The 24,372-nt window shown below is 35.7% G+C and carries 24 protein-coding genes; 7 read left to right on the top strand and 17 right to left on the bottom strand.

Features of this window, described 5'->3' with window-relative positions; translation table 11 throughout:
* Window positions 1-33: 33 nt before the first annotated feature.
* Window positions 34-3,333: a hypothetical protein gene (locus ABE41_RS11220; RefSeq protein WP_066290171.1), complete on the bottom strand. Its 3,300-nt coding sequence runs from the start codon at window positions 3,331-3,333 to the stop codon at window positions 34-36.
* A 216-nt stretch (window positions 3,334-3,549) separates the two neighbouring features.
* On the opposite strand from ABE41_RS11220, the gene ABE41_RS11215 reads away from it, so the two are divergent.
* A complete protein-coding gene (locus ABE41_RS11215) occupies window positions 3,550-4,572 on the top strand; it encodes an acyltransferase (RefSeq protein WP_066290167.1) in 1,023 nt (340 codons plus the stop codon).
* 35 nt (window positions 4,573-4,607) lie between these two features.
* On the opposite strand, the gene ABE41_RS21050 is transcribed toward ABE41_RS11215, so the two are convergent.
* Window positions 4,608-4,751 (bottom strand): hypothetical protein, encoded by a 144-nt coding sequence (locus ABE41_RS21050; protein WP_156774264.1) that lies wholly within the window; start codon window positions 4,749-4,751, stop codon window positions 4,608-4,610.
* 74 nt (window positions 4,752-4,825) lie between these two features.
* Here ABE41_RS21050 and ABE41_RS11210 point away from each other — a divergent pair, with 74 nt between their 5' ends.
* Window positions 4,826-6,229, top strand: coding sequence for a hypothetical protein (locus tag ABE41_RS11210; protein WP_066290164.1), 1,404 nt, complete (start codon window positions 4,826-4,828; stop codon window positions 6,227-6,229).
* A 51-nt stretch (window positions 6,230-6,280) separates the two neighbouring features.
* On the opposite strand, the gene ABE41_RS11205 is transcribed toward ABE41_RS11210, so the two are convergent.
* The 9 genes from ABE41_RS11205 to galT all read right to left on the bottom strand — a co-directional run bounded on the left by ABE41_RS11205 (window position 6,281) and on the right by galT (window position 15,978).
* Window positions 6,281-7,456, bottom strand: a complete 1,176-nt coding sequence (locus tag ABE41_RS11205; protein WP_066290163.1) for an alanyl-tRNA editing protein — start codon at window positions 7,454-7,456, stop codon at window positions 6,281-6,283.
* A 111-nt stretch (window positions 7,457-7,567) separates the two neighbouring features.
* Window positions 7,568-8,332 carry a MerR family transcriptional regulator gene (locus ABE41_RS11200; protein WP_066290162.1) on the bottom strand — a complete coding sequence of 255 codons (765 nt, stop codon included), beginning with the start codon at window positions 8,330-8,332 and terminating at the stop codon, window positions 7,568-7,570.
* A gap of 128 nt (window positions 8,333-8,460) precedes the next feature.
* A complete protein-coding gene (locus ABE41_RS11195; RefSeq protein WP_066290160.1) occupies window positions 8,461-9,393 on the bottom strand; it encodes a DUF6454 family protein in 933 nt (310 codons plus the stop codon).
* A 30-nt stretch (window positions 9,394-9,423) separates the two neighbouring features.
* Window positions 9,424-10,986 carry a phosphodiester glycosidase family protein gene (locus tag ABE41_RS11190; RefSeq protein WP_066290158.1) on the bottom strand — a complete coding sequence of 521 codons (1,563 nt, stop codon included), beginning with the start codon at window positions 10,984-10,986 and terminating at the stop codon, window positions 9,424-9,426.
* Between the two features lie 167 nt (window positions 10,987-11,153).
* Complete coding sequence (locus ABE41_RS11185; RefSeq protein WP_066290153.1) at window positions 11,154-11,729, bottom strand: DUF2238 domain-containing protein; 576 nt, start codon at window positions 11,727-11,729, stop codon at window positions 11,154-11,156.
* Window positions 11,730-11,741: 12 nt separating this feature from the next.
* On the bottom strand, window positions 11,742-12,176 hold the full coding sequence (locus ABE41_RS11180) for a GtrA family protein (RefSeq protein ID WP_066290151.1): 435 nt from the start codon (window positions 12,174-12,176) through the stop codon (window positions 11,742-11,744).
* Window positions 12,130-13,167: a glycosyltransferase gene (locus ABE41_RS11175; RefSeq protein ID WP_066290149.1), complete on the bottom strand. Its 1,038-nt coding sequence runs from the start codon at window positions 13,165-13,167 to the stop codon at window positions 12,130-12,132. The genes ABE41_RS11180 and ABE41_RS11175 overlap by 47 nt, the downstream gene beginning before the upstream one ends.
* Window positions 13,168-13,186: 19 nt before the next feature.
* Window positions 13,187-14,863: a DUF6044 family protein gene (locus tag ABE41_RS11170; RefSeq protein WP_066290143.1), complete on the bottom strand. Its 1,677-nt coding sequence runs from the start codon at window positions 14,861-14,863 to the stop codon at window positions 13,187-13,189.
* A gap of 128 nt (window positions 14,864-14,991) precedes the next feature.
* Window positions 14,992-15,978, bottom strand: coding sequence for a galactose-1-phosphate uridylyltransferase (gene galT, locus ABE41_RS11165; protein WP_066290140.1), 987 nt, complete (start codon window positions 15,976-15,978; stop codon window positions 14,992-14,994).
* A 280-nt stretch (window positions 15,979-16,258) separates the two neighbouring features.
* Here galT and ABE41_RS11160 point away from each other — a divergent pair, with 280 nt between their 5' ends.
* Entirely contained in the window at window positions 16,259-16,534 is a 276-nt protein-coding gene (locus ABE41_RS11160; protein WP_066290138.1) for a hypothetical protein, read from the top strand.
* A gap of 355 nt (window positions 16,535-16,889) precedes the next feature.
* Here the strand turns inward: ABE41_RS11160 and aac(6') are convergent, their stop codons facing one another.
* Window positions 16,890-17,333 carry an aminoglycoside 6'-N-acetyltransferase gene (aac(6'), locus tag ABE41_RS11155; protein ID WP_066290133.1) on the bottom strand — a complete coding sequence of 148 codons (444 nt, stop codon included), beginning with the start codon at window positions 17,331-17,333 and terminating at the stop codon, window positions 16,890-16,892.
* A gap of 155 nt (window positions 17,334-17,488) precedes the next feature.
* Here aac(6') and ABE41_RS11150 point away from each other — a divergent pair, with 155 nt between their 5' ends.
* Entirely contained in the window at window positions 17,489-18,127 is a 639-nt protein-coding gene (locus ABE41_RS11150; protein WP_066290131.1) for a YczE/YyaS/YitT family protein, read from the top strand.
* An 85-nt stretch (window positions 18,128-18,212) separates the two neighbouring features.
* Window positions 18,213-19,313, top strand: coding sequence for an AbrB family transcriptional regulator (locus ABE41_RS11145; protein WP_083207772.1), 1,101 nt, complete (start codon window positions 18,213-18,215; stop codon window positions 19,311-19,313).
* Window positions 19,314-19,379: 66 nt separating this feature from the next.
* Here the strand turns inward: ABE41_RS11145 and ABE41_RS11140 are convergent, their stop codons facing one another.
* From ABE41_RS11140 to ABE41_RS11130, 3 genes are read right to left on the bottom strand one after another with little or no spacing between them, the layout of a single operon-like run.
* On the bottom strand, window positions 19,380-19,844 hold the full coding sequence (locus ABE41_RS11140; protein WP_253805321.1) for an aminoacyl-tRNA deacylase: 465 nt from the start codon (window positions 19,842-19,844) through the stop codon (window positions 19,380-19,382).
* Window positions 19,831-20,040, bottom strand: a complete 210-nt coding sequence (locus tag ABE41_RS11135; protein ID WP_437435474.1) for a DUF6944 family repetitive protein — start codon at window positions 20,038-20,040, stop codon at window positions 19,831-19,833. The genes ABE41_RS11140 and ABE41_RS11135 overlap by 14 nt, the downstream gene beginning before the upstream one ends.
* A 39-nt stretch (window positions 20,041-20,079) precedes the next feature.
* A complete protein-coding gene (locus ABE41_RS11130; protein ID WP_066290125.1) occupies window positions 20,080-20,949 on the bottom strand; it encodes a chemotaxis protein in 870 nt (289 codons plus the stop codon).
* Window positions 20,950-21,052: 103 nt separating this feature from the next.
* Between ABE41_RS11130 and ABE41_RS11125 the strand changes: the two genes are divergently transcribed.
* A complete protein-coding gene (locus tag ABE41_RS11125) occupies window positions 21,053-21,673 on the top strand; it encodes a DUF2238 domain-containing protein (protein ID WP_066290115.1) in 621 nt (206 codons plus the stop codon).
* A 111-nt stretch (window positions 21,674-21,784) separates the two neighbouring features.
* On the top strand, window positions 21,785-22,084 hold the full coding sequence (locus tag ABE41_RS11120) for a hypothetical protein (protein ID WP_066290113.1): 300 nt from the start codon (window positions 21,785-21,787) through the stop codon (window positions 22,082-22,084).
* A gap of 36 nt (window positions 22,085-22,120) precedes the next feature.
* Here ABE41_RS11120 and ABE41_RS11115 read toward each other — a convergent pair whose 3' ends face one another.
* Window positions 22,121-22,912: an energy-coupling factor transporter transmembrane component T family protein gene (locus ABE41_RS11115; RefSeq protein ID WP_066290106.1), complete on the bottom strand. Its 792-nt coding sequence runs from the start codon at window positions 22,910-22,912 to the stop codon at window positions 22,121-22,123.
* A complete protein-coding gene (locus ABE41_RS11110) occupies window positions 22,896-24,365 on the bottom strand; it encodes an ABC transporter ATP-binding protein (protein ID WP_066290104.1) in 1,470 nt (489 codons plus the stop codon). Before ABE41_RS11110 ends, ABE41_RS11115 begins: the two co-directional genes overlap by 17 nt.
* Window positions 24,366-24,372: the final 7 nt, after the last annotated feature.

Raw genomic sequence — 24,372 nt, 5'->3', positions numbered from 1 at the left:
AATAATTCCCCCTAATATCAGCTGAACTATCCATTATTTCCATTCTCCAAACCATTGATTCCATTTCTTTAAGAGAACTTCTTTTAACGGAGGTGATTCGATCCCTTTCTGCTTCTTGAACTCATTGAAACTAGCAAAACCAATAAGTAATATTCCGGTTAACAGCAAATACACCCACCATGGCATACTGCCCCAATAAGGACGCGTCTGAATTAAGACATTCAATAGCAGAACAATCATCCCTGTAAAGAAATAGCTTTTTTGTCTGGATATAAAACCATAAATAATACTCACAAATGACAGTGTACCAAGAATGATTGCATCCATTACTTTATAGCTTTGCATGGCATCAATCATTAGTAATGCAGCAATGATGCCAAGCAAAGAGTATTGAACTGAAGTTGCCATCTTATCAGATAGTTTCCAAGTCTTTCTCGTTATCACATAACTTAAGAGAATCCAAGGCAATACATTTAGTTCAGTGTTTACAATTGCAGGTACTTTGAATTGGTTGATGAAAGAATAGTAAGAAAATATTACGAACAAACTTGAAATGGTTTGCAGTATTTTCTTACCTGTTTCGAATTCTCCTAATCGTCTTGCGTGAAGATAAAATAGAATCGCGAGCAATGCAAGTCCTGCCGTTGACAGGAATCCTTGTGAATAATTAAATCCAGCAGATACATAAATGACTCCAAATACTGCGAACACATCAATAGAAAACTTAGGCGTTTTTGAAAAAACCTTCTTATTGTAGAACATTCCAGCCAAGGAAGTAAGTAATCCCGCTGAAAACCAAATTAATGCTTTGCTTTCTGGTTGAACCGCGTACACCATCAACAGTTCTTCTATATCGATTATTAAATAAACGAGAATGATAGAAGCGGCATACTTCCAATAGCCTTTCAAAGATTGATAGAAATGAATAAACCCGATAAGCAATCCTGCATGTATAAATAAGTATGTTGGGTTTAATCCCCGGCTTATAATATATTCACCAAGAAAAAGCAGTGAAAACGGAACAATATAAATAACAATTCTGTCTTTCCAATGCGGTTTCAAAATGAAATATAATCCTGCAAGCAGGACACTAAAGATAACTGGTCCTTCCTGCGGAAGCCATTCGGATATAAAATAATGAAAAGCTACAGCAAGCATTGTTAATCCTGAGTAAAAGTAAAATCTAAGTTCATATTCTTTTAACGTGCGGATCATATACATCCCATATAGAATGGCTAAAAGAGTAAACGGCAATGCATCTTGTGATACCAAAATGGCAAACCCAATCGTTAACACTAAGAAAATGTGAGAAACAGTTTTAATGGGATATTCACTGCTTGCATCAAAGCGTTTAAAGTACTCTCCGCTTACAAATAGCAGATAAGCTATTCCTATATACAAATAAGCAGAGTTGCTATCTGTTAACGAGAATCCGGCTAACTCTGCTATATAAAACAATGCTAAGAATAAACCAAACTGAATACCTGCATAACCAGCTTTTACTTTAAAATGCTGTGTAGCAAACCATAATGCTGCTATTAATAGCAGCGAAGAGGAAAATTTAATCCAAGTAAAGCTTCCATCAAACGTTGCCACAATGAAATTAACAATTGCTGAAACAGCTGCCATTGAAATAAAAACCGCAGAAAACATTACATGGTTTTTATTCCAAATATATAAACCAAGTAATACAATGCTCCCTAATCCTATCGATAAAGAAAGCTTAGGCTCCTGCAAGAATTTCATCCCTGTATAGAATACTGAACTAAAAAGAAACACGGAAGTTAGCCAAGCTAAGTATCTTTTCTTCTCATTTTCCATTAAATAATGGCGCAGTGCCAAACTTGTCAAAAGCAAGGATATAATAGCTGCCTGTAAATAAAGTTCTGTTAAAGAAGTTAATAAAAAACTTAAAAGTAAACATCCGCCTCCAACGATCAGACTGGATCTGTGCAGCGGTTTGAGGAATTGCCCGACTCCATATGCTAAAGCAGCAGAGATACCGATCGCTAGTGCCCAGTATTCTCTATAAGGGCTTCCCATCAAATGATACAATTCCATAAAAGTACATATTACATAAAACGGTGCCAAGTATTTAAAGAATAAAAATGAAGTTTGATAGCTTAAATAAATAAAATTCCCAGAAAGAACTAAATACCCTAACAAAAGCCAGATGCTTCCCTCTCCTGCTGATAACAAGACACTGTTAACTGTAATAAATAAGAATGCCAGTACCGAAATTGCACCATTTGCTAGTTGATAATAAGTTGCTAGCTGTTTATCTGAAACCTTGCCAATCATTAGTAAAACTAAAGGGATCAGAACGACCAGCAATAAACTGTAATCAATTAAAAATGAATTTTGTATGAGCTGGAACAGTCCATACGTAATGAATCCAATAAATAAAAGTTCGTACTCTTTTCTCTGATTAACCATTCTCATTGATAAATATAAAACGGCAGTCAAGATAATATTAAAGCTTTGATAAAGCTGATTATCGAATAAAATAAGAATCAAAACAGTTGATAGAATCAAGTTTGCCTGTATAAAGACTGGTAAAGTTTTAATGAATACATCTTGTCTTTTTGATCGATTCACATGATATAAAGCTATATATCCGATATTCCCTAGTGCGTAAGCAAAATAAAAGACATGCTTTGTGAATCCTAGAGTTAATAACAAATAAGCATACCCTATCGAACTAGCAATAAAAGTAATCCAGCTAAACAGTTTTGACTGAAAATAGCGGCCAAACCCAAAATAGACCGGAACACATAGAACGGTTGTGAGTACACCTAGAACATATCTTCCTTCTCCGTAGAAACTAAGCCAGTTGCCGAACAACTCGAAATATCCACCAGACAAAATTGTAATCGGAATAAATAAAGCAAACAAAACAAAAAATGTAAAAGCTGTTTTTCTGATCTTCAGCACTTTTTCAGACAGTGCTCCCAAACCTCCAAACAAAACAGCGATTCCGCCGACAAGCATCGTTTTTGTAAGTGAACTGAATACTTCCCAATTGCTTGTTGCAAGTGTTAATCCACCTAATAAAAGGAGAATAACACCAGCTGCCATCAATGAAGTGATATTTTTTTCCCTTTTCTGTTCAGGTGTTAATTCAATTTTAGGCTTTGGCTGAACGATTGGTTTTACTGGTTTTGACTGAACCGGTTCTTGCTTTATTGGTTCAGCCTTTATCAAAGTTTCCTTTATTTTAAGATCATCTGAATATCTGTGATACCCGTCCACTACTGTCAGGTAGTCTTTTTCTTTAATATACCCTCCTTTTTTCAGCTCGTTTAAATCCCTGATAAATCTGGGCTTATCCATTATATATCCCCCTTGATAACTCCTTTGTTGAATGTATGAATGAAAAAGAAAAGAGATAACAGTGGTTATCTCTTCTGAATTATAAATTTATGATAGTCATAATTTTACAGTAACTGCTAAATTGTGTCACTACTTACTATTTTATTTTACTGTAAGGATTTTGAATATATGAGGTTTGGTGAATAATGTTAAAGTCCAGAGTAAAGGAGGTACAAAATGGAGCGGATTTATTCAATAGACTTTATTAAGTTTTTTGCCATATTTGCAGTAGTTATAATACATATTTTCCCATTAGATGGTTTTACAGGATATTTTATTATTGATAATATCGCCAGGTTCGCTGTACCTTTTTTCTTTGCTGCTTCAGGTTATTTCTTTGCACAGAAAATGATTCAAAAGGATACATCATTTTTCCATTTGAAAAGCTATATAGATAAGCTGATGAAGATTTATTTTGTCTGGTTTATCTTTTATGCCATATATGATGTTCTGCTGATACTTCTTAAGGGCAATGATATAAAGGAAAATCTTAATAAATACTTTGATAAATTTACGCTATTAAACTTATTTTATTATGGTAAAGGAACAAGCGGTTATCAGCTGTGGTTCCTAACGGCGTTAATTTGGAGCACTATCATTGTTTATATTTTCATTAGATATAAAAAAATAAATGTTTTGTTTGTTCTAAGTTTGATTTTAAACCTGATCGGTCTTTTAGGACAGGCATATACAATGTTCTTAGACCTTCCTGTAAGTACAACACGAGATGCTCTCTTCTTTGGTTTGTTTTATACGACATTAGGGGTGGTTTTTGCAGTTAACATACACTTAAAAAAACTAAGGAAAATAAGCGGAATAACCTATCTCGGTTTAGCAATAATCTGTACCTTTATTCAAGTAATGGAAGGATATTTGTTAGACAAAGTATTGGATGGCAGCCATGGTGAATACTTTTTCTCAACGATTCTTGTTACTGCTTTTCTATTCTTCTTTGCTCTGAACAATGGAAAGGTTGGCAAAAGAATGTGGATTACAAAAGTTGGCGGTAACGCGCTTGGTATCTATATTATCCATGTGTTTTTCTTGGACCTGATTAATAACGTATTAAAATATTTAGACATTAAACAGTTGCTATCAGAGAATTTAATCTGGAACGTATTTTATACCCTTTTTATTTTTATTATCTCGTATTACGCCTATCAATCTCTTCAGATCGTTAAATCGGAATTAAAAGAATAATGAAACAAGAAGTTGAGAGCCTGAATCCAAAAGTTTTATGCTCCAATCCAAAAATTTTGGGTCTGAATCCAAAAATTCCAGCCCTGAATCCAAAAATTTTTACCATTTATCCACGAGTCGACAATCTGCTGACAGCGTTCTACACTCTCGATCGTTAATAAGCTTTCTAACGCTCTCACCACTTCCCCTTCCTTACATATTCTGTATTACATTACGAAAGGGCTAATTACCCGTTCACAGGGGAGGTATTTAAATGGGCGTTGAACTAACAGCGCTGCATTGGATTTATGTTGTGTTTATAGGCTTAATCATTGGTTTTATGGTAAAAAGACGTGATACGACTCTAATTTGTATCGTCGGTATTTTCTTAATTGCGATCGCAGCAACTGGTTCATTAAGCGGTTCGATCAGCAGTATATTTAATAGTTTCATTTATGCTATTACAGAGCTTCTTCCAACAATACTTGTTATATCTATTATTGTTGCAATGAGCAGAACCTTAACTACGACCGGTATTAACGATGTGATGATCTCACCATTTTCCAAGCTGATCCGCACACCTGCACTTGCCTATTGGACCATTGGAATTTTAATGATGATAATCTCGTGGTTTTTCTGGCCTTCGCCTGCGGTTGCGCTCATGGGTGCAGTTCTTCTTCCAGTAGCAATCCGTGTAGGTTTGCCTGCACTTGGAGTAGCAATGGCTATGAACCTTTTTGGGCACGGAATAGCTTTATCGGGTGATTTCATCATTCAAGCTGCTCCTAAACTAACAGCTGATGCAGCGGGGCTTCCAGTAAGCGAGGTAATCAGTGCCAGCGTTCCGCTTGTTTTTGTTATGGGGTTAGTAACAACTGTAGCTGCCTTTTATTTTTTAAGACGGGATATGAAAACAGGAAAACTAACCGCTTCAACTGGCGTGACAGATGAATCAGTAAAAGAACTGCCGTCTGAACAAAAAAAGAATCTTTTATCTGAAGGTCAAAAAAAATTCTTTGCTCTATTTATCCCCATTATGTTCGCACTTGATGTTGCAGCAATGTCCATCCTAAAGCTTCAGGGCGGTGATGCAACAGCGTTAATTGGCGGTACATCTGTTTTTATTCTTTTATTGATTACAATGGTCAGCCATAAAAATAAGGGACTTGAGAAAACGACTTCCTACATGATTGACGGTTTTCAATTTGGTTTCAAAGTCTTCGGCCCTGTAATACCCATCGCTGCTTTCTTTTATTTAGGTGACTCTGGTTTCATAAAAATTATAGGTGAATTCTTACCGAAAACTTCACAAGGTATTGTTAACGATCTCGGATTGGCATTAGCCTCTGTCGTTCCATTAAGTAAAGAGATTGGTGCTGTTACGTTAACAGCAGTCGGTGCAATTACTGGACTTGATGGTTCAGGCTTTTCGGGTATTTCCTTAGCTGGTTCTGTTGCCAATATCTTTGGCACAGCAATCGGAGCTGGTGCTGCAACTTTAACTGCCTTAGGGCAGATTGCAGCAATATGGGTAGGCGGAGGAACTTTGGTGCCATGGGCATTAATTCCGGCGGCTGCAATTTGCGGTGTAGATCCATTTGAGCTTGCAAGAAGAAATCTGAAGCCTGTTACAATCGGGTTAGTTGTTACAACCATTGTAGCTATCTTTTTAATCTGATTAGAAAAGGAGTGCAATAAGATCGATTGCACTCCTCTTTATTTTATTCATTTATTGGAATATTTCTTGTTTAGCAAATTCAAAAAAATTCACTGTATCTTCCTTTGATGGAAACCCTGCTTGTGCGGTTTTATCATTACCTCCGCCTTTTCCATTAAAAGATCCTAAATGTTCTTTCAAGAACTTCCCGCAGGAAAAATTTTCAGTTCCATTATGGACAAGAATCACTTTGTTTTCCTCTGTTGCAGCAAATAAAATAAACAAATTATGTTCTTGTGCAATTTTAATGGCAAGTTCTTTTATTTCATTAAACGACTTGTTATCAAAAACATGAAAAAGAAAATCTTCTTCTTTCTTTAAAAGGAGTTCTTTTGCAACGTAAGCATTATTTTCTTCTTTGACTTTTGCAAGTTCTGATTCCAACCTCTTCCTTTCTTCTTCCCACTTTTCAATCCTGCCTATTACTTCATAACGTCCTGTATTAAATTTTGCCGCTATCTTCCCTAAAATTTGGTGGCTTTCATTGAAATCTTGAAGTGCCCGTAACCCACATTTGAAATAGAGTTTTATCATTCCTTTTTGTTTTTCTGCTTTAATTAACTTGATAATTCCAATCTCGCCGGTTCTTAAAACGTGAGTTCCGCCACATGCATTGTACTCTATGCCTTCAATCTCTACGATTTGAATATTCTCTGTCACTTTTGGCATTTTTAGGAGAGGCAGTTCAGCTAATTCCTCACTCGTTACATAATAAGTATGTATTTTTCTATTACGATATATTTCCTCATTCGCGGTTTGTTCTATTTTCTCCATTTGTGAAGGGTTAAGTTCAGTTAGATTAAGATCAATCGTTGCATAATCTAGGCCAAGGTGAAAACTCACAGTTTTTGCGTTATAAAGTGTGTAGCATACTGCTGACAATAGATGTTGTCCGCTATGATGCTGCATGTGTTCGAACCTTCTTCTCCAGTTTAATGAACAGAAAGCATGTGTGGTCTCTGGCATCCTCTCTGTCATATGAACGACTTCACCTGTTTCATCAGTGAAAACATCTAATACCTCAACACCGTTTATCGTTCCCGTGTCGTGAGGCTGCCCGCCACCCGTTGGATAAAAAGCTGTTTCTTCTAAGACCACAAAACATTGATTCTCTTTTGTGAATGATTTCCTTATGATTGTTTCCCATTCTTTTGTATATGGTGAAGAGTAGTATATTTTTTTCGTCATGATTGGCCATCCCCTTTTAAGTCTCTTTTATCAGTGTAAACTATCTCGATAATAAAATAAAAAAGAGATAACCTTGGTTATCCCTTTTGACTAATAACATCCCAATTATAATTACTGCTTCATGCCCGTGTAAATGTAGATAGCATCTCTTAAAAATTCTGCTGTTCCTGGCTGTTCTTTATCATAATAGGCAGTAAATCTTTCGTCATCCACGTACATTTGTGCAAGCCCTGCATGTGCCTCCTTGCTGTATTCACTCCAATAATAGATCAGCCATTGCTTATGCAGATCAGCTGCTTTTTGAGCCAGCTCACCAGCAGGGTCTCCGGTTTTAAATGCTTCCGCTAATGTAGTATGCAGATCTTCACTAAGTTTAGTTACTTCATCATGCTCACTTTGAGTCATATTCAAAACTTTTTTGTTAGATTTGTTTACCGCATCGTCTCCATATTTCTCACGGATTTCTTTACCGTATTTGTTTTCATTATCTTCCACCATTTTTTGTTTGAAACCTTCAAATTTTTCTTTATCTGTCATCATAATTCTCCCTTCGTTAAAATTAATCGTTTTTTCTACATTGGCGATTAATCTGTCTAACTGTACTCTTTTGTCGAGGAGCTGTTCCCGGTGTTCGCTTAGAGCTTTGGCAGCATTAAAAGAAGGAGAGTTTACTATATCTTTTATTTTGTCTAAATGGAGTCCTAGTTCCTTGTAAAATAGAATTTGCTGAAGCTTATCGACCTCTGACTGCCCATAGATGCGATATCCAGATGAGTTGATTCTTGCCGGCTTAAGAATTCCAATCTCATCATAATAACGCAATGTACGGGTACTGACTCCAGCCAGCAAGCCCAGCTTTTGTACGGTATATTCCATGTGCTCACTTCCTGACAATTTTACTTTAAACCTTTACGCTGCGTAAAGGTCAATGGGTTTTGGTTTATTTATTATAAAAAACACTTTGAAGGTCTCAAAGTGTTTTTTTATAATACTTTAACGTGTATTTATTTTGCTTCATAAACAAGCATTGAAGACTTGTCATCATCCGGTACAGCATATAATTTAAATTCTTGATCTCTATTTTCTACATAAACAGGATTACGTGTAGCAGTGTGCCCTTGAGCTGAAAATAGCGAAATTGGAAGTTCATGTTCAATTTTCATTGTTTTCTTATTTAATAAAGCTAATCCGCCTAATTCATATTTTGCAGAAATAGTTTCATTCTGCGGAAGTTCTGTGATTCCGCTGCAAATCATATTTTCCCCTGCACCCTCACAATCCTGGTAGTCAATAAAGTGACTTGGATTTTTGGATTTGCTTACTATTTTCCCTTTTTGATTAAACTCGTAAAAAGTTCTTGAACCCCAGCTTACAGCCTTGAGGTTTCCTTTCTTGCCGTCGCGTAATATTCCACCGATGTGATCATTCGTTCTAAACATTTCCTTTGATTTCATCGTTTTAGGATCCACTTTATAAATGATGGATTCACTGTCAGGTCGATATTCGGCAACAGATACCCAAATAGACTCTCCATCGAAAGCAATGCCTCCAGGATGGTACATATTCCCTTCACCAAGCTCAATATCTTTTAAAAGCTTCCCTTCATTATTGAAAACGAAAAGGTGGCCGATTCCTTTCCCTGCAGAACGGTCATAACCATTAAGAGGCTGCTCGTATTTCACAGGTTTTTCAATGATTTCAACGGAAGACATATAGAATAAGTTCCCAATCTTGGTCATTCCTTGCGGATGATAAGTGTTAAACTGCAAATCAACCTTATTTTTCTGTTCCCAAGCCGTATCACGGGAAAGCTGCTTAAATCTTTCTTCAAATTGGTTTCCGTCCGAACTTAATTGAAGAACATCAGGATTTGCATATGCCGTGGTAACTGAGCCAATCGTGGCAGCAACTGCTAGTGTAAGCATTATTTTTTTCATTTTCTTTCCTCTCCTTCATTCATAAAACTTTTATTGTGGTAATAACAAAATACCGTCGCCTATAGGACGTTCACCGGTTGGATCAGACGGAGAGCTTACCATTTTTTGATGCACTGTCATTGTTGTAGAACCGCCCCCGTCAAGATTGACTGCATCAACTGCACCTAAAGATTTAAGAAGCTGGGCACTTTCTTTAAAATTTGCCCCTACACTAAAACCTGGTTTTCTGCCATCAATCGTAACAAATAGAATTGTGCCATCACTTTTTATTCCTGCAACAGTACGAGGATGACGTCTTTGACCGAACTGATAAAAGAATTCTGGATTATCAGGCTGGTGAAATCCTTCTGCAGTCGAAGGAATATCAATTTGACCGTTTTGTAATAGCCGTGGTCCGCCATTAATAATTCCTGATCCTTCACCAATAGAAATATTGGAATCCTTTGCAATTGTTTTTTTCTTAACTTCGACTTTTTCATCAGTTTTTATATGTTCTTTTATCCAGTCAGCGCCTTCCCCCGTACCAGCTACAACTGTACTGCCAAAAGGAATTGTTCCTCCTCTGGACTCTCTTATATCAGTGACTATCCCTTTGTTATTAATTACGGCTTCAGCACCGTCGCCTGAAGGAGTTTTTATACCGAAAGCTGAGGAATACTCAATCAGTTCACTTGGATCTGAACAAGTGAAATCATGTTTTGGCTGAATTGTTTCATTATCTCCGATTCCACCGCATCCTCTTATCAATCCAGGAGTGCGGTTTAGTCCGTCAATTTCTTTTTTGGCGCCATCAGATGATGCTAAATGAATCTTAGTATTAACAGTGGATATAGATGCGTTGTTTTTCTCATTAATAATAAAACTTGAACGTCCATTCACAGCTTCACTAGTAAGCTTGCCTTCTACCATTGAAACGCCTGCAAGATCACCTTCTGTTCCATCTTTAGACCCCATTACAAAATATCCGCCATTAATACCGCCAATTGCATTTATTCTCTTAGACATACTAGTTAGTGTTTCTTTGTCAGGGATTTTACCATTTGCAATAACAGGAGTGATTTTTCCTTTAAAAGTATTAGGGTTAATTTCGAGCACATTAACAGTCCAAGGTCCAGTGGTAGCTTCTCCGTCTTCATCAGTAAAAATAACCTTAGAATCGTTATAGCCTTTAGATACGAGTTCTTCCTTTGTGAACTTAGCTTCTGACTCTTCTTGGTAAGGACCAATTCTTACTAAATATCCGAGTGGCGTTTGTTCTGGATCATCTTGGGCTCTTTCGTTAATGGTTTTAATGAAGGAGGAATAGCCTAGAGAGGCTAGTTCCTCTCTCAATTTGTCGGCTTCTTCTTTTTCAGTAAAAAAATCTATGTTTACCATGTAGTCCGCTTCCTGACTTGCTTTTCCATAAACAATTCGCGAATATTTGATCCCTTTTTGTAATTTTTGAGAGTTTTGATATTCAATGTCTTCAAAAGGTGATTGTGTATCAGCTTCTGCAGTTTTTACTATTGAGGCATTTTCTGCAAAAGATGGGAAAGTAAGCAGCATTAGTGCCGCGAGTGTTATATTTGAAGCTTTTATTAACTTCTTCATCTAATCCTCCTTAGTAAAGTGTCTTCTTCACATTACTAAATCGTTATTAAGATTAAGTAAATGGAGCGTTTTTTGTTTGTTAAAAAACAATGACATTGCCAGCATTTAAATTTAAACATAAAAAAACCACTGTTGGGAAACAGTGGTTTGGATAATTGATTTGGTTTTTAAGACATTTTAAACCTTCTTTTTGTTCTTACAGATGCAATTATTGCGATTAGCAATCCTCCTGCGGTATCGGCAAGAAGATCAATCATCGTATCAAAATTTCCTCCGCCTTGTAATGTCATAGAAAAGAACTGATCCATACTGAACTCATAGATTTCCCATACTACTCCGCCAAATACTGAAAAGGACAGTACAAAAAGAAATACTAGCCAGTATGAAATATTACTTCTTGCATGCTGGTGTGTCATACGTTCATAAAGTGCTATTCCGACAAATGCCAATAGTGCTCCGCTTAAAAGATGTAAAAAGGTATCCCACCAACCAAGATGATAAAAGCCTAAGATGGATCCTAGATATTGTGAGGCGAACAGAAAAGCAAAATAAGAAAGCATGATAGGCATATTAAATTTTATCTTTGTAAAAAGAATTAAACTTAATGGCACCAGTCCACAGAAGATACCGCCAAAAGCTACCTGATAGCTATGGGTTTCACCTTTTGTGAAATAGTAAAAACAAAGGTAAGCCATAAAAACGGTATATGCAACACTTAAAATTAGTAGGAATTTTCGTTTCATAGTATGGTCACCTCAACGGGTAAAAACAAAATATTTTTGCCCCAAATAATTAGCAAAAGTATATAAACAAGAACCCAATAAAACAGATGCTTCTTTATTAGTAATAATTTGAAGATCTGCATGCTGAAATGCAGTGTTTATAATTTGATCACTCAGGCTATATGCCCCAAAATAAGAAATCAGAATGACTGTCAAAAACCTGATACTGCTGCGTCCTATCGATGTTTTACTTTGAAATGTGAATTTCCGATTCAAAATATAACTAATAGCAGCACCTGCCGCATTGCCTATAAAAGTTGCTGGCCAATACCCAATATGAAATATATTTATTAATATAAAGATAACGGAAAGCCCAATACACGTATTTATTACTCCAACTATGACGAACTTTAAAAATGAATTAGTTGGTTTCAGGAAGTTTTCGAAGGTTGAGATTATATGATTCATCTTTAGCTCTCTGTGTATTTTTTAGTTGAAGCGGCTTTGGAAGATGATTTGAGTCAGTTTCAACGATATACTTAGGGCGCTTCTTTGATTCTTTGTAGATTTTACCGATATATTCGCCAATTAATCCGATGCCAATAAGCTGAAGCCCTCCGATCAGCCAGATGGATGTAATAAGGGATGTCCATCCGGTTTCTGTATTTCCGATAAACTTTAAGGCTAAGAAATAAACACCAAACAACAAGCTTACAAAAAAAGAAATCAATCCTGTCAGGAGGACAAAACGAATAGGAGTTACAGAAAATGAAGTAATGCCGTCAAAGGCAAAATAAAGCATCTTTTTAAGCGGGTACTTTGTTTCTCCAGCCAGTCTTTCCTTACGGTCATAATAAACGGAAGAAGACTCATATCCGATAAGTGGTACAATACCTCTTAAGAACATATTTACTTCCTCGAACTTTTCCAATTCAATTAAAGCTCTTTTACTCATCAATCGAAAATCCGCATGATTATAAACGAGATTTACACCCATTTTGTTCATGAACTTATAAAAGAATTCAGCTGTATTACGTTTAAAAAATGTATCGCAGTCTCGCTTTTTTCTAACGCCATAGACAATATCACAGCCTTTATTGAAGTGCTCAATAAATTGAGGTATTACTGAAATATCGTCTTGTAGATCAGCATCAATTGATAAAACACAGTCTGAAGTTTCCTTTGCTGTAAAAAGTCCAGCAAGCAAGGCGTTTTGATGTCCTACATTTCCTGCTAGCTTTAAACCCCTGACATTATCATTTCTTAAACCTTCTTTATGAATAATGGCCCATGTTTGATCCTTGCTGCCATCATCTACAAATAACAGCTTGCTATCATCGGAAATCAGTTCCTCCGATATCATTCTTTTAAGCAGAACATCAAGGGCATCTATCGTAATTGGCAATACTTCTTCCTCGTTGTAGCAAGGAACAACAATTGTTAAAGCTGGCTGTTTCATGAAAGTACCTCCTGGCTGTTTACATTGCTTTATATAAATAGATTTTCCATGCGGCCGTATCGGATTCAAAAACGTTTTCTAACTCCAGCTTTATTTCAGCAGCATTTTCTATAGGAAGCGCTGAAAAAATATATTCTCCCCCAAGCTGTTTGAAAGGTTCTATATTAAGCTGCAGGTTCTTTAACGTTTCACTGGAGTTCTTTTTGAACATATAATGCTTGCCTAACTGGTCTGTAAATATGTAACAGCGTCCTCCCCACTCATCATAGTAGGTGCGCAGCCGCTTATTTTTTGCTAATTCTTTATCCATTATTTCCCGAAAGGCGTATTTGTATGTTAATGGATAGAAATTGTTATAGGTATCCAGTGTGTAAAATCCGTTGTATTGTGCGATGGCTGGATGTATTCCTATACTTGCGACCCTGTAGCTATCCAAAGGACGGTCAATATATTTTTCTATGTCTTGGAAGAGTTCTTCAGCATAAAATTCTTTTACTGTAGGTTTTTTACGATAAATAAACTCGTCGTTAAACAAACATAACAATACAATCTGTCCTAAGATAAAATAAGGAATAGTATTTTTAAGTGTATTATAGTCCCAAATAATTTTAAGACCCAAAGCAAACCCCATATAAATCACTAAAGGACGTAAAAAGTGAAACCTCGCAAAATTAAAAGTATCCATAAAATGAAATCTTTCGGTTAATGGAAGCCACCCTTTATAAAACCAAAACGCATACCATGCTGATAGAATAAAATTTAGTGCTAACAGGAATACAAAAACTTTTTCCTGCTGCCACAGCCTTTTCCAAATGACTACTATCAAAGCGAGTATGGTAACCAGCAAAATAAACAAACCATGAACAGTCATGACATGAGTATGACCAAGTACAAAGTTCTTAAACGTAAGCCTGGTCACCCACCAAAATGGCAATCTTGCATGAAAATACTCGTCCCTTGTATTCGGTTCATCGTCATAAATAAACGAGTAAACTAATCGATATTCAACTAACATAAATACGGAAGTCATAAACAAGATTGAAAAAAAGAAAGACCAATTCCAGCCCTTTTTACGCAGTACATCTGTAAGCCAAAAAATACCCATTGCAAATAAAAAGAAGAAAAAGCCTAAAACAAAACTCGAATAAAAGGGCAAAAGAGCAAGAACCAAATAGTTCTTCCACCCTTTTTCACCATTACGAATATTTAAGAATGCCCATAATGCTAATGGCATACCAAGTGTGCTTAGCATCCCGGATGGCCAAAATGGAGTGAGAGCAAAAGCCAGGGCAGTACCAATCGTGATCACTGCATACTTTTTCTCGTGTAAGAAATGTTTTTTTAATAATAAATACATGCCTACAAAAGCAAAAAACCTTGTTATGCTTTGACTTATTGCATAAGCAATCATTGTCGGGAAAATCGCGTGAAGCCAGACAATACCGCTAAATTCTGTTCCAAGTGCGTTCCGGGGAAGTCCGTTAATAATCTGAGGAATCGTTGAATGTACCCCGCCAAATATCTGTCCGCTTTCTTTTAAAACTTTATACCAGGCGAGATTTGAATCAAGGTTATCATGAACACGAATATGTGCATTTTCACCTAAAATGAATAAAGGTGATAAATAGAGAAGAATAATTGAAAGTGCAATGTAAAGCAATTTTTGTTCATTGGAAGCAATCTTTTTAAATGACATAAGAACACCCCATCACTAAAATAGAGTCGTATTCAGGTTTAACATAAAAAAAATATTGTATACCCTATATGTGGCCATTAAAAAAAGACACTTAAATAAGTGCCTGGAATTGAATGATTGCAGTACATTTATTTATTTTTTATTCCGCCATTCTCCCAAAATTCCTGAATGGCTTTCCTTAGTAAAACAGCATTATCTTCTGCTCTAGTTGGGATAGCTACTGCCCAGCCCGCAGTCTCAGATGCTGCATTTAGTTTTAATTTTTCCTTTGTTTGCATTGGTGAATAAAACTCTATGTGAAAACGATAATAGCTTTCAACATTTTCTGAGTTGCTGGGTCTTCCATGGATACCCATCATAAATGGAAACGTACGGTTAAATAAGTGGTCCATGCCGCCAATCACTTCTTGAAGAATATCGCCCAAAGCGTTCTTTTCCTCTTCAGAAAAATCCGTCAGTGCCGTTTTATTTTCTTTACTTACAATAAAAAGGCCAAAAGGAGTGTCAGTAAAAAAAGGAATAAATGCAATAAAATAATCATTCTCTAAAACTACTCTTTGACCAAACCGTTTCTCCTCTTTAATCATGTCATCAAACATATTTCGTCCAGTTTTTTGTAAGTGCTTTTTACAATTATCTAATTCAACCTTTACTTTTTGAGGAATAAACGGATAGGCATAAACTTGACCGTGAGGATGAGTAATCGTTACTCCTACTTCTTCTCCTCTGTTCTCAAAAATCATTACATATTGGTGCTTTTCATCTTTATCTAATTCGTCAAAAGTTTTTGTCCAAAGATCGATTACCCGCTTCATTTGTGATTTTGTAAGATCGGGTAGCGTAGCATGATGATCAGAAGAATAAAGAATAACCTCGCATCTGCCCGCAGCTTCTCTAGTTTGATACAAGCCTCCTCCTACATCTTCGGGTTCTGGAGGTTCAGCAGTAAGTACAGGGAAATCATTGTGAAATACATGAACATCATAAACGGCAGGTACTTTACCTGACCCCGGGCAAAAAGGGCAATGATCTTTTGGTAAATAAGGTCTGAATTGTCTTTTTGCGGACACCATAACCCAGCTGTCCAAAAGCGGATTGTAACGAAGTTCAGCCATTCAACTCACCCCCAGAAGTAATACTTATGATGTAATACACGAATGATATCCATTATCAAAGTAATGGGTTTTTTAATATTAGTCTTTAATTGATTTTATTAAAGGTGCTGAAAGAACATGAATGATTTAAATATTTGAAGAGTTTAGCCTCTATCCAGATTCAATAGGTACATGTACACTTCTTTTCCGAATATTACGGAAGTAGAATGGTAGTGAAAAAATTATTTAGATAAAAAAAAGCATGAGAGCTATTTTCTCATGTCTTTTTGGAGGAACTAATATGAAGGTAAAAAGTAAAGTTAATCCCAAGATAATCATTCTGTTTTTTTCTGCGGCTGCGATAGTAGTCGGTAACAAAATATTAAAAGCAAGCGGGATTATTTCTTTATTTATCTTTATAACCGGAATCGTGCTTATCTTTTTGGGAACCTGGAAACTGCTTTATTCACATAAAACAAATAAGTTTTGGCTTAACGGTTTACTTTTAATTCTTGCGGGGCTCTTTATTGTGTTTCTTTCCATGTGGCTGCCCTCTATTTTATTTATTTTTAATTAGGCTCATTTCTAAAAGCTTGTTGCTTTTTGAACATTTTTTGTGGAGTACGCTTCTTCGACTAGTTGATTGGAGAGCAAGGTGCGAGACTCCTCGAAAATGAAAATCACATTTTCTTCGTGCGATGTTTAACGCTGTCAAAGCCTTCCTTGTCCTGCGGGATCAGCGTGCCGACTACCTGGCTATTCTACTCGTAAGGCATGCGACGAGGAAGCTCACTTCGGCAGGATTTTCTTGTAGACGCAGGAGCAGCACTTTATCTTTCACGAGGGCTCACCGCACGCCCCGCGGAAAACGAGCAACCTAGAACGGAAATTAACCACTTTCAAGAGCAACAAAGTTTGCGAAAAAACCGCCTTTAATTAATATCCTTAATAAATGCAATCAGCCGGTTAGTTTCCTTAAATCCAACTTGTGTATGAAACAAATAGCTTGTTTCATTATTAAGTTCAATATCTGAACCGATTTGAGTACACCCTCTGCTTTTAAGCCATGTTTCCCCTTCATCTAATAGTTTTTTTGATATTCCCCTTCTTCTTAAATTAGGCGATACGTAAATACCTTCAACAAAACCTGTTGGACTTGAAACTGCTCCTTCTACATAATCACTTCTGATTGAGACATGAATAAATGCTGAAGGTTTTTCATTTATTATGTACAGGAACAACTTATCTTTCGATGAATTGATAAGATCTGAAAACTCCTTTTTTAACTCGGCAAAATTATTATTAGGCCAAAGATCTACTCCCATTTCTGTTACACGATCTAGATATTGTTCACTTGCTTCAACGATAGATTCCATGTGTACCCCTCTTATTTTTTATTATCTTTTACCATTCGACAAATTCGGTTGAATCCTTCTTCATAATTTATAAATCTTTTAAGTTTCTTTTTATTTTTCTTTCCTTTATAGTCTAATTAATTTATAGGCTTAATTATGGAAAAGAGGGAAAGCAGATGAGATATGGAATTAAGATTTTCTTTTTTGTAATTGGGTTATGCATCTTCAGCTATGGAATCGCATTAGCCATTCAAGTGAAATATTTAGGGGTTAGCCCATGGGATGTTTTAAATATCGCTTTATTTGATAAGTTCGGTTTAACGATTGGTACATGGAACATAATTGTGGGACTTGTTCTGATCTCAATAACCTTAAAGGTGAATAGAAAATACATAAACGTGGGTACTTTTTTAAATGCTGTTTTAGTTGGTGTATTGGTAGATACTTTTTTATATTTTGAACTGCTTCCTAGCTCATCCAGCCTTCCGTTTGATGTACTAATTTTATTTATGGGTATTGTTTTGATGGGAATAGGCGGAGGGATGTATTCTGCGGCTGGAATAGGAGCAGGACCCAGGGATGGTTTCATGCTTTCAATATCTGAGAAAACGGGCATTTCTATCAGCAGAGTCAGAATTATGATGGAATGTCTCGTTTTATTAATTGGATTATTAATCGGTGGACCTGTCTTCATTTTCACTTTCATCTATACCTTTATTCAGAGCCCTATCTTTCAGCGTTCCTTTCATTTTTGTTCGAGATGGATTGATAATTTGATAGGAAATTTTGAGGATAAAAAGAAAGCAGCCAGTTGAGTATATCCCTTACAGTTCATGGAGTTACTGTGCTACACTATAGTAAGCAAGTATAAAAACAAAAGTAACAAAAGAAGGTTTTGTGATGAAGAGTATGCAAAATTATAAAACTAATCAACTTCTCCAAATATCTGTAACTCTATTTTCCGCATTAATCGGCGGATTCATTTTTTGCATTTTTAAATTGCCTATCCCTTGGCTTTTGGGACCGATGACAGTAGTATTATTAGTTTCTAATCTAGGAATAATCAAGCTGCACTGGCCAATATATATCCGAAATACAGGGTTAATTATAGTCGGTTATTCAATCGGTCTTACATTTACACGGGATACACTCTTTACGATGATATCAAAGCTTCCATCGATGGCATTTATGACGATCCTCCTTATTTTGATATGTACCGGAATGGCGTTTTTTATATCACGTATTACCGATATTAATTTCCCTACTGCTCTGACTAGCAGTATTCCTGGAGGTTTATCGCAAATCATAACATTTGCGGAAGAAACAAAAGGAATTGATATTACCACTGTTACTTTCTTTCAAGTGATCAGAGTTATTATGATTATTTTTTTAGTTCCCTTTCTTATTTTCAGCCCCCTGCTTTCAAAAGAAGAATTGGAAACTGCTCCCCAAGTTATCAGCACTAGTGTGCAACAGGAGTTTTTTCCTCAAATCATTTTATTTGCGATATTTTCTGTAATAATTGCTCTTTTAGGAAAAAGGATTAATCTGCCCACAGCTTTTTTATTAGGACCAATTCTAGGAATCGCTTTCTTGAATGTATCAGGTGTTCAAGGACCGCCTCTTCCCTCTGCAGTTCTGGATATCTCTCAATTTATGATTGGGGGTTATATAGGTTTATTACTAAAACCTGATAAATTAAAACATAGAGCAAAAATTATTCCTGTAGCCCTATTCAGCAGTTTAATTTTAGTGTGTATTTCATTAGGAATGAGCTTTTTGCTTGTATGGCAGTATCAATTTTCAGCCATTACAAGTTTCTTAAGCCTTGCCCCTGGCGGCGCGGATCAAATGGGAATTATAGGACATGAATTAAATGCTGATGTATCAATGATTACCGGGTATCAATTATTTAGAATTCTGTTCATATTCTTTGCAGTACCTCCCCTTTTAAAATTAATCTTAGGGTTCAGCTTAAAGAAAAAGGAATACGATGGTTAGTAATATTTCACCTTATTAATCATTTGATAAACCCCAATGTCTTAAAAACATTGGGGTCTTCATAAATTACTTTCTAATTCTTACTACTCTTCCCTCGTTAACTTTTAGCATCTCTTCCACACTTATTTTTATAAGAGAATGTGGAGACCCTCCTCCCGTATATACATAAGACTGTTCTGTTACTTTAGGATCTACTAAAAAGAAAGCTTTATATCCGAATGATGGCACCCCTCCAACAGGAAATCCAGTTTGCTCTAAAATCTCTATTTCATTAGCTAACTTTGGTTTAGGGATATTTAATTCTTTACCAACACGGGTTGTGCTGGCTCGATCTTCACCTTTTACAATTGCGACAATTAAATTTTTATTTTCGTCAATTAAACAAATGTTTTTTACAAACTCATCTGAAGAAGCATCCATTGCTTGTGCGGCGTCTTCTACTGAATGACAAGACTCTGATAAAGTATAATGCTCTGCTGATAGATTGTGTTCTTCTATGTATTTTTTCATTATATTTTCATACTTTTCCAATTTTAATTTCCTTTCTTTTTTCATCAGTTATCATAATGCTGATAATACTGGCTCCAACTGCTTGAATCCAGCATCTTGCTACTATTAAAGACTGACTGTATTCGTGGTCACCATTAGGATCATCCAGCTCAAATTTCCCTCCAAGAGCCTGTAGGGCGTTTCCAGCTGCCTGCAATAAATTTGAAATCACATTGATTGCTTTATTTAATAAAGGACTTGAATGGTTGTTATTGTATTAGCTACTTTTTAAATTAATTTGTTTCCATGTATTAGCGAGGTCATCACCTATTTGATTGATTAAATCATTCGTTGTGAAATAGTGCATATGAGATAACGGTGACCAGCTGCTGATTAGATTCCCGCTATTTATTTCAACATCACTTGCAACAGCTTTATCATATGCATCATTTAGCGGTTTAAGCGGGTACCCAAAGACATCATCTTTGTCGTACATATTTATCCATCTTCCGCTCAGGCTGGGATAATATTTTTTCAGATTAGGTGAGGGTACATTTATTGGAACATCAAAGTCAGCATATCTTAAACTCCATAAAGCCAGCGGGCTTCCTAAAGAAAAGAAACCTGTAAGTGTGTTTCCTCGTTCAAGAGGTGTATCACCCATATTTTCTTGAACTTTTTCAGGAACTCTATCAGGTATGTATTGTAAATCATAAAAATAATTGCTTGTAATTACCGTTCCTAAACTGTGACCTATAACAAATAAAGGTGCGTCTAGACCTGCTTTTTTGCTCAGCTTTTGAAGTCCCTTCGCGTAGACTTCATGAACCTTTATGTAGTTCGGATTGTGATTTGCAGAGGGCTGATAAGCGATGGCATCACCAAAAAAGTGAATAACAAAATGTCTCAGCTTTGCAAAATCTAATTCTGCAGCTTTTGAGAGCTTTTCCCACATCTCATTTTCTCGTCCATTGAACACACTGCCCCAATAGACAGGCTGAATAACTAACTCTGCTTCTGGAGCTGGTAAATAAGGTTTTAGATTTTGTGAAAATCTTTTAGTCAGTTCTTCTGAAAATATATCTGAAAAATCTTCTTTTTGGTCCCCGATACCATGCAGGACAGCTACAGCGATCTTTTTTGTCATGATGCTCCACATCCCTTTTTTGATTTGTAGTAAATATGCTGCAGAAAGTATACGTATGCGTAAGAACATCAATACTATAGTTAGATTGTGAGGGATATCCATAATGAAACGAAAAAACATTCACCTTATTCTTTTAATAATTGTAATAGCATTTTTTATTTGGTCATTCATTAAACCTGCTCGTTATCCGATTTGGATTGTAGAGGTTGGACCTTCTGTAATTGCCATTTTAGTTGTGCTTTATTATTACAATAAAGTAAGACTTACTACGCTTTCTTACTGCATTATAGCTCTATTGACCATATTGACTTTTATTGGGGGGCATTTTACTTATAATGATGTGCCTCTTTTTGACTGGATACAAGAAACTTATGACTTCAAAAGGAATCATTACGATCGATTTGGTCATTTTATAAAAGGTTTAATAGTAATTGTATTTCGTGAGATTTTAATCCTAAAATCGGCTTTGCCAATTGGTAAATGGGTTCAATTCCTTGCTATAAATATGACTTTATCACTGTCAGCGTTTTACGAAATTATTGAATGGATTGCAAGTATAATTTCAAAAAAGAAAACAAAGGACTTTGTTGGCGCTCAAGGTGACATTTGGGATGCACAATGGGATATGGCTCTTACTTTATTAGGTACAATTATTGCTCTTGTTCTATTAACTGGATTGCATAACCGATATATAAAATCCTTAAAAGTGAAAGACTGGTCTTAAATAATACTCATTCTTTTTATATTTGGTAAAAGAGTGCAAATCCCTTTAAAAAACCCTTCCCTCTTTCTATAATTTTTAGGCTTTTGTTCAATAATAAAATGAGGTGGGATTATGAAACGTTATATTATATTTATAAGTACATTCTTAGCAAGCTTTTTGCTGTATTCTGGCTGGGCAGGGTTTGTTGAGGATGAATTTAAGATTACAGAATATCGAGGTCAAGTTGTTCATAAAGTTCGATATGAACAAGTTTTAGATATGGGAACAGCACTGATGACAAAGCCACTTTACAAGATTGCTTTTTCAACTGGTAAGGTACTAACAGTCCCATATCCCATATATCAAAAATTAAATATTGGCGACTATACCATTTTGTTAGAACAAAAAGATCGTATTATTATTCCAAAATGAAAGCACACTCATATTTCTTGAGTGTGCTTATCCTTTTTAATTTCTAACATCTTTTATAGGAAAGAGCGGAAATTCCATTGCAATTATATAAGCTCCACTTATCGATAAAACAAAATACCCTATAAATAACAGGTCATATCGTGAAAAACGAATTTTGTAATAAAAAGTTCGTTCTTTTGATGAGTTAAATCTCTTTGCTTCCATTGCAACTGCAATTCGAAAAGCTCTTCGTATGCTTTGTGAAAGTAAAGGAATTGGCAGTGATTTTATACTCTTTATTAAACTGCTTATTCCTTTTCGAGTCTGAACTCCTCTTACTTTTTGTGCATCCCGAATGGTCTGTAATTCTTCAAACATAATTGGAATCAGCCGAATTGCCGCCATAAAACTATAAGCATATTTTGGCTGAAGTTTAAGCTGCTGCATCAGTGAATAAAAGAGCTGGACCGGCTTTGTTGTCAAAACGAATGTTATACCCATCATCGCAAATACAAGTGCTCTACAACCTAAGTGCAAACCCCGATATAAACTCTCCTCTGTAACGTGTACAAGCCCCCATTTAAATAAAGTTGTTTCGCCTTTTCCAAATAAAATCATAGAAACTGCCGTTGAGAAAAATACAAATAAAAAAGGCAGCAGAAAAAGCAAAATATGTTTATAGGGTTGGCCAGTACAAAAGAAGAACAAAATAGAAACTGTCAATGTAAAAGTAATCATAAAATTCAAATGATGGATCGTTACAGCAAATATAAATAAAAAAGTGAGTGTAAATAGTTTAAGAGCAGGGTTAATCTTATGCAGCCATCTTTTTTTAAATGCTGTATGCATACACGTTATCCCCTGATCCTCTTTTTTTCTTATCCTTCTTCCAGTCGTTGATTACTTTTCCATTCTTTACTTCCCATATTCTAGTGGCAAAATGATGTATTATATTTAAATCATGTGTGACCATAATGATGATTGTTCCTTTTTGGCTCTCTTCTTGCAACAATTCAAGCAGCTTAAATGTATTTTTAGAATCCTGTCCAAAAGTAGGCTCATCCAATAATAATAACTGAGGATTTTGTATAAAAGCAGTGGCCACACTCAATCGCCGCTTTTGACCAAGTGACAGATTATAAGGATGTTGTTTCTGTTGATCATTCAACCCGAATATTGTTAAGAGTTCATTTGCCTTTTTAATAACATCTACATTATTTTCTTCGTTTCTTTGCCTTAATTCATAAGTAATCTCATCTATTACACTATTCGTTAAAAATTGATATTCAGGATTTTGAAAAACAAAATAAGCTTTGTTCTGCAAGTCAGCAAAATTCTTTATTGGTCGTCCATCGATTGTGTAATCACCGGATGTTTTTAGTAATTGCATCATCGATAATAACAGCGTGCTTTTCCCAGCCCCATTATCTCCTGTAATAGTAATCCATTCACCAGAGTGAACGGCAGCTTTTTCTAAAGTAATCGCAATTTCTTTTTTTCTGTATCCTTGAAAGTTTTCTAAACGCAGCATATTATCACTGTGTTTCGTGAAAGTGTTTTGGACATTCTCTTCTTTATATTCCTCCCATGCACCGGGATACCAAATTCCAAATTTTTTAAGCTCATCTTTGAAATTGGAAAAAACATATGTTGAATTTCCATCCGCAATGATTTTTCCGTCATGTGTAAAAACAATAACTCGATCGATAAAATCTATGATCTGATCAATTTTATGTTCAACAATGATTACCGTCTTATCTTTTGAAATAACTTTAACAGTATCCCATACTTGTGCAGTACCCTCTTCATCAATTAATGCAGTTGGTTCATCTAAAAATATCACCTCAGGATCTAAAGCTAAAACTGATGCTAGTGCTAAACGCTGTTTCATTCCCCCAGAAAGTGTTCGAATCTCCGTATGAATGTCATCAAGGTGGAGACCGACAGTATATAGAAGCTCTTTAATTCTGCTAGGCATTTCTTTTCTCGGTACTCGAAGATTTTCTAAAACAAACGCAATTTCTTCATCAACAAATGGCATACAGAACTGTGAATCAGGATCCTGAAATACAAATCCCCATGAATCGGGGATTTGTATGCTCTCACTTTTGATTGGAATATCAATCGATCGTGGAATGAGCCCCGATAAGACTTGCAGAAGTGTAGATTTTCCGCATCCCGACGGCCCAAGTAATAATACTTTTTCACCTTTTTGAAAGGAAACAGACAAATCTTTAAATAATAGTTCTTCCTCTTCAGGAAACATTAATCTCAACTTGTTAACGGATGTAATACATTCCATAAACAAA

The organism is Fictibacillus arsenicus (assembly GCF_001642935.1).
Classification (GTDB): Bacteria; Bacillota; Bacilli; order Bacillales; family Fictibacillaceae; genus Fictibacillus; species Fictibacillus arsenicus_B.
Note: the sequence above shows the minus strand (reverse complement) of the source record. Positions and strands in the feature narration are given on the sequence as shown.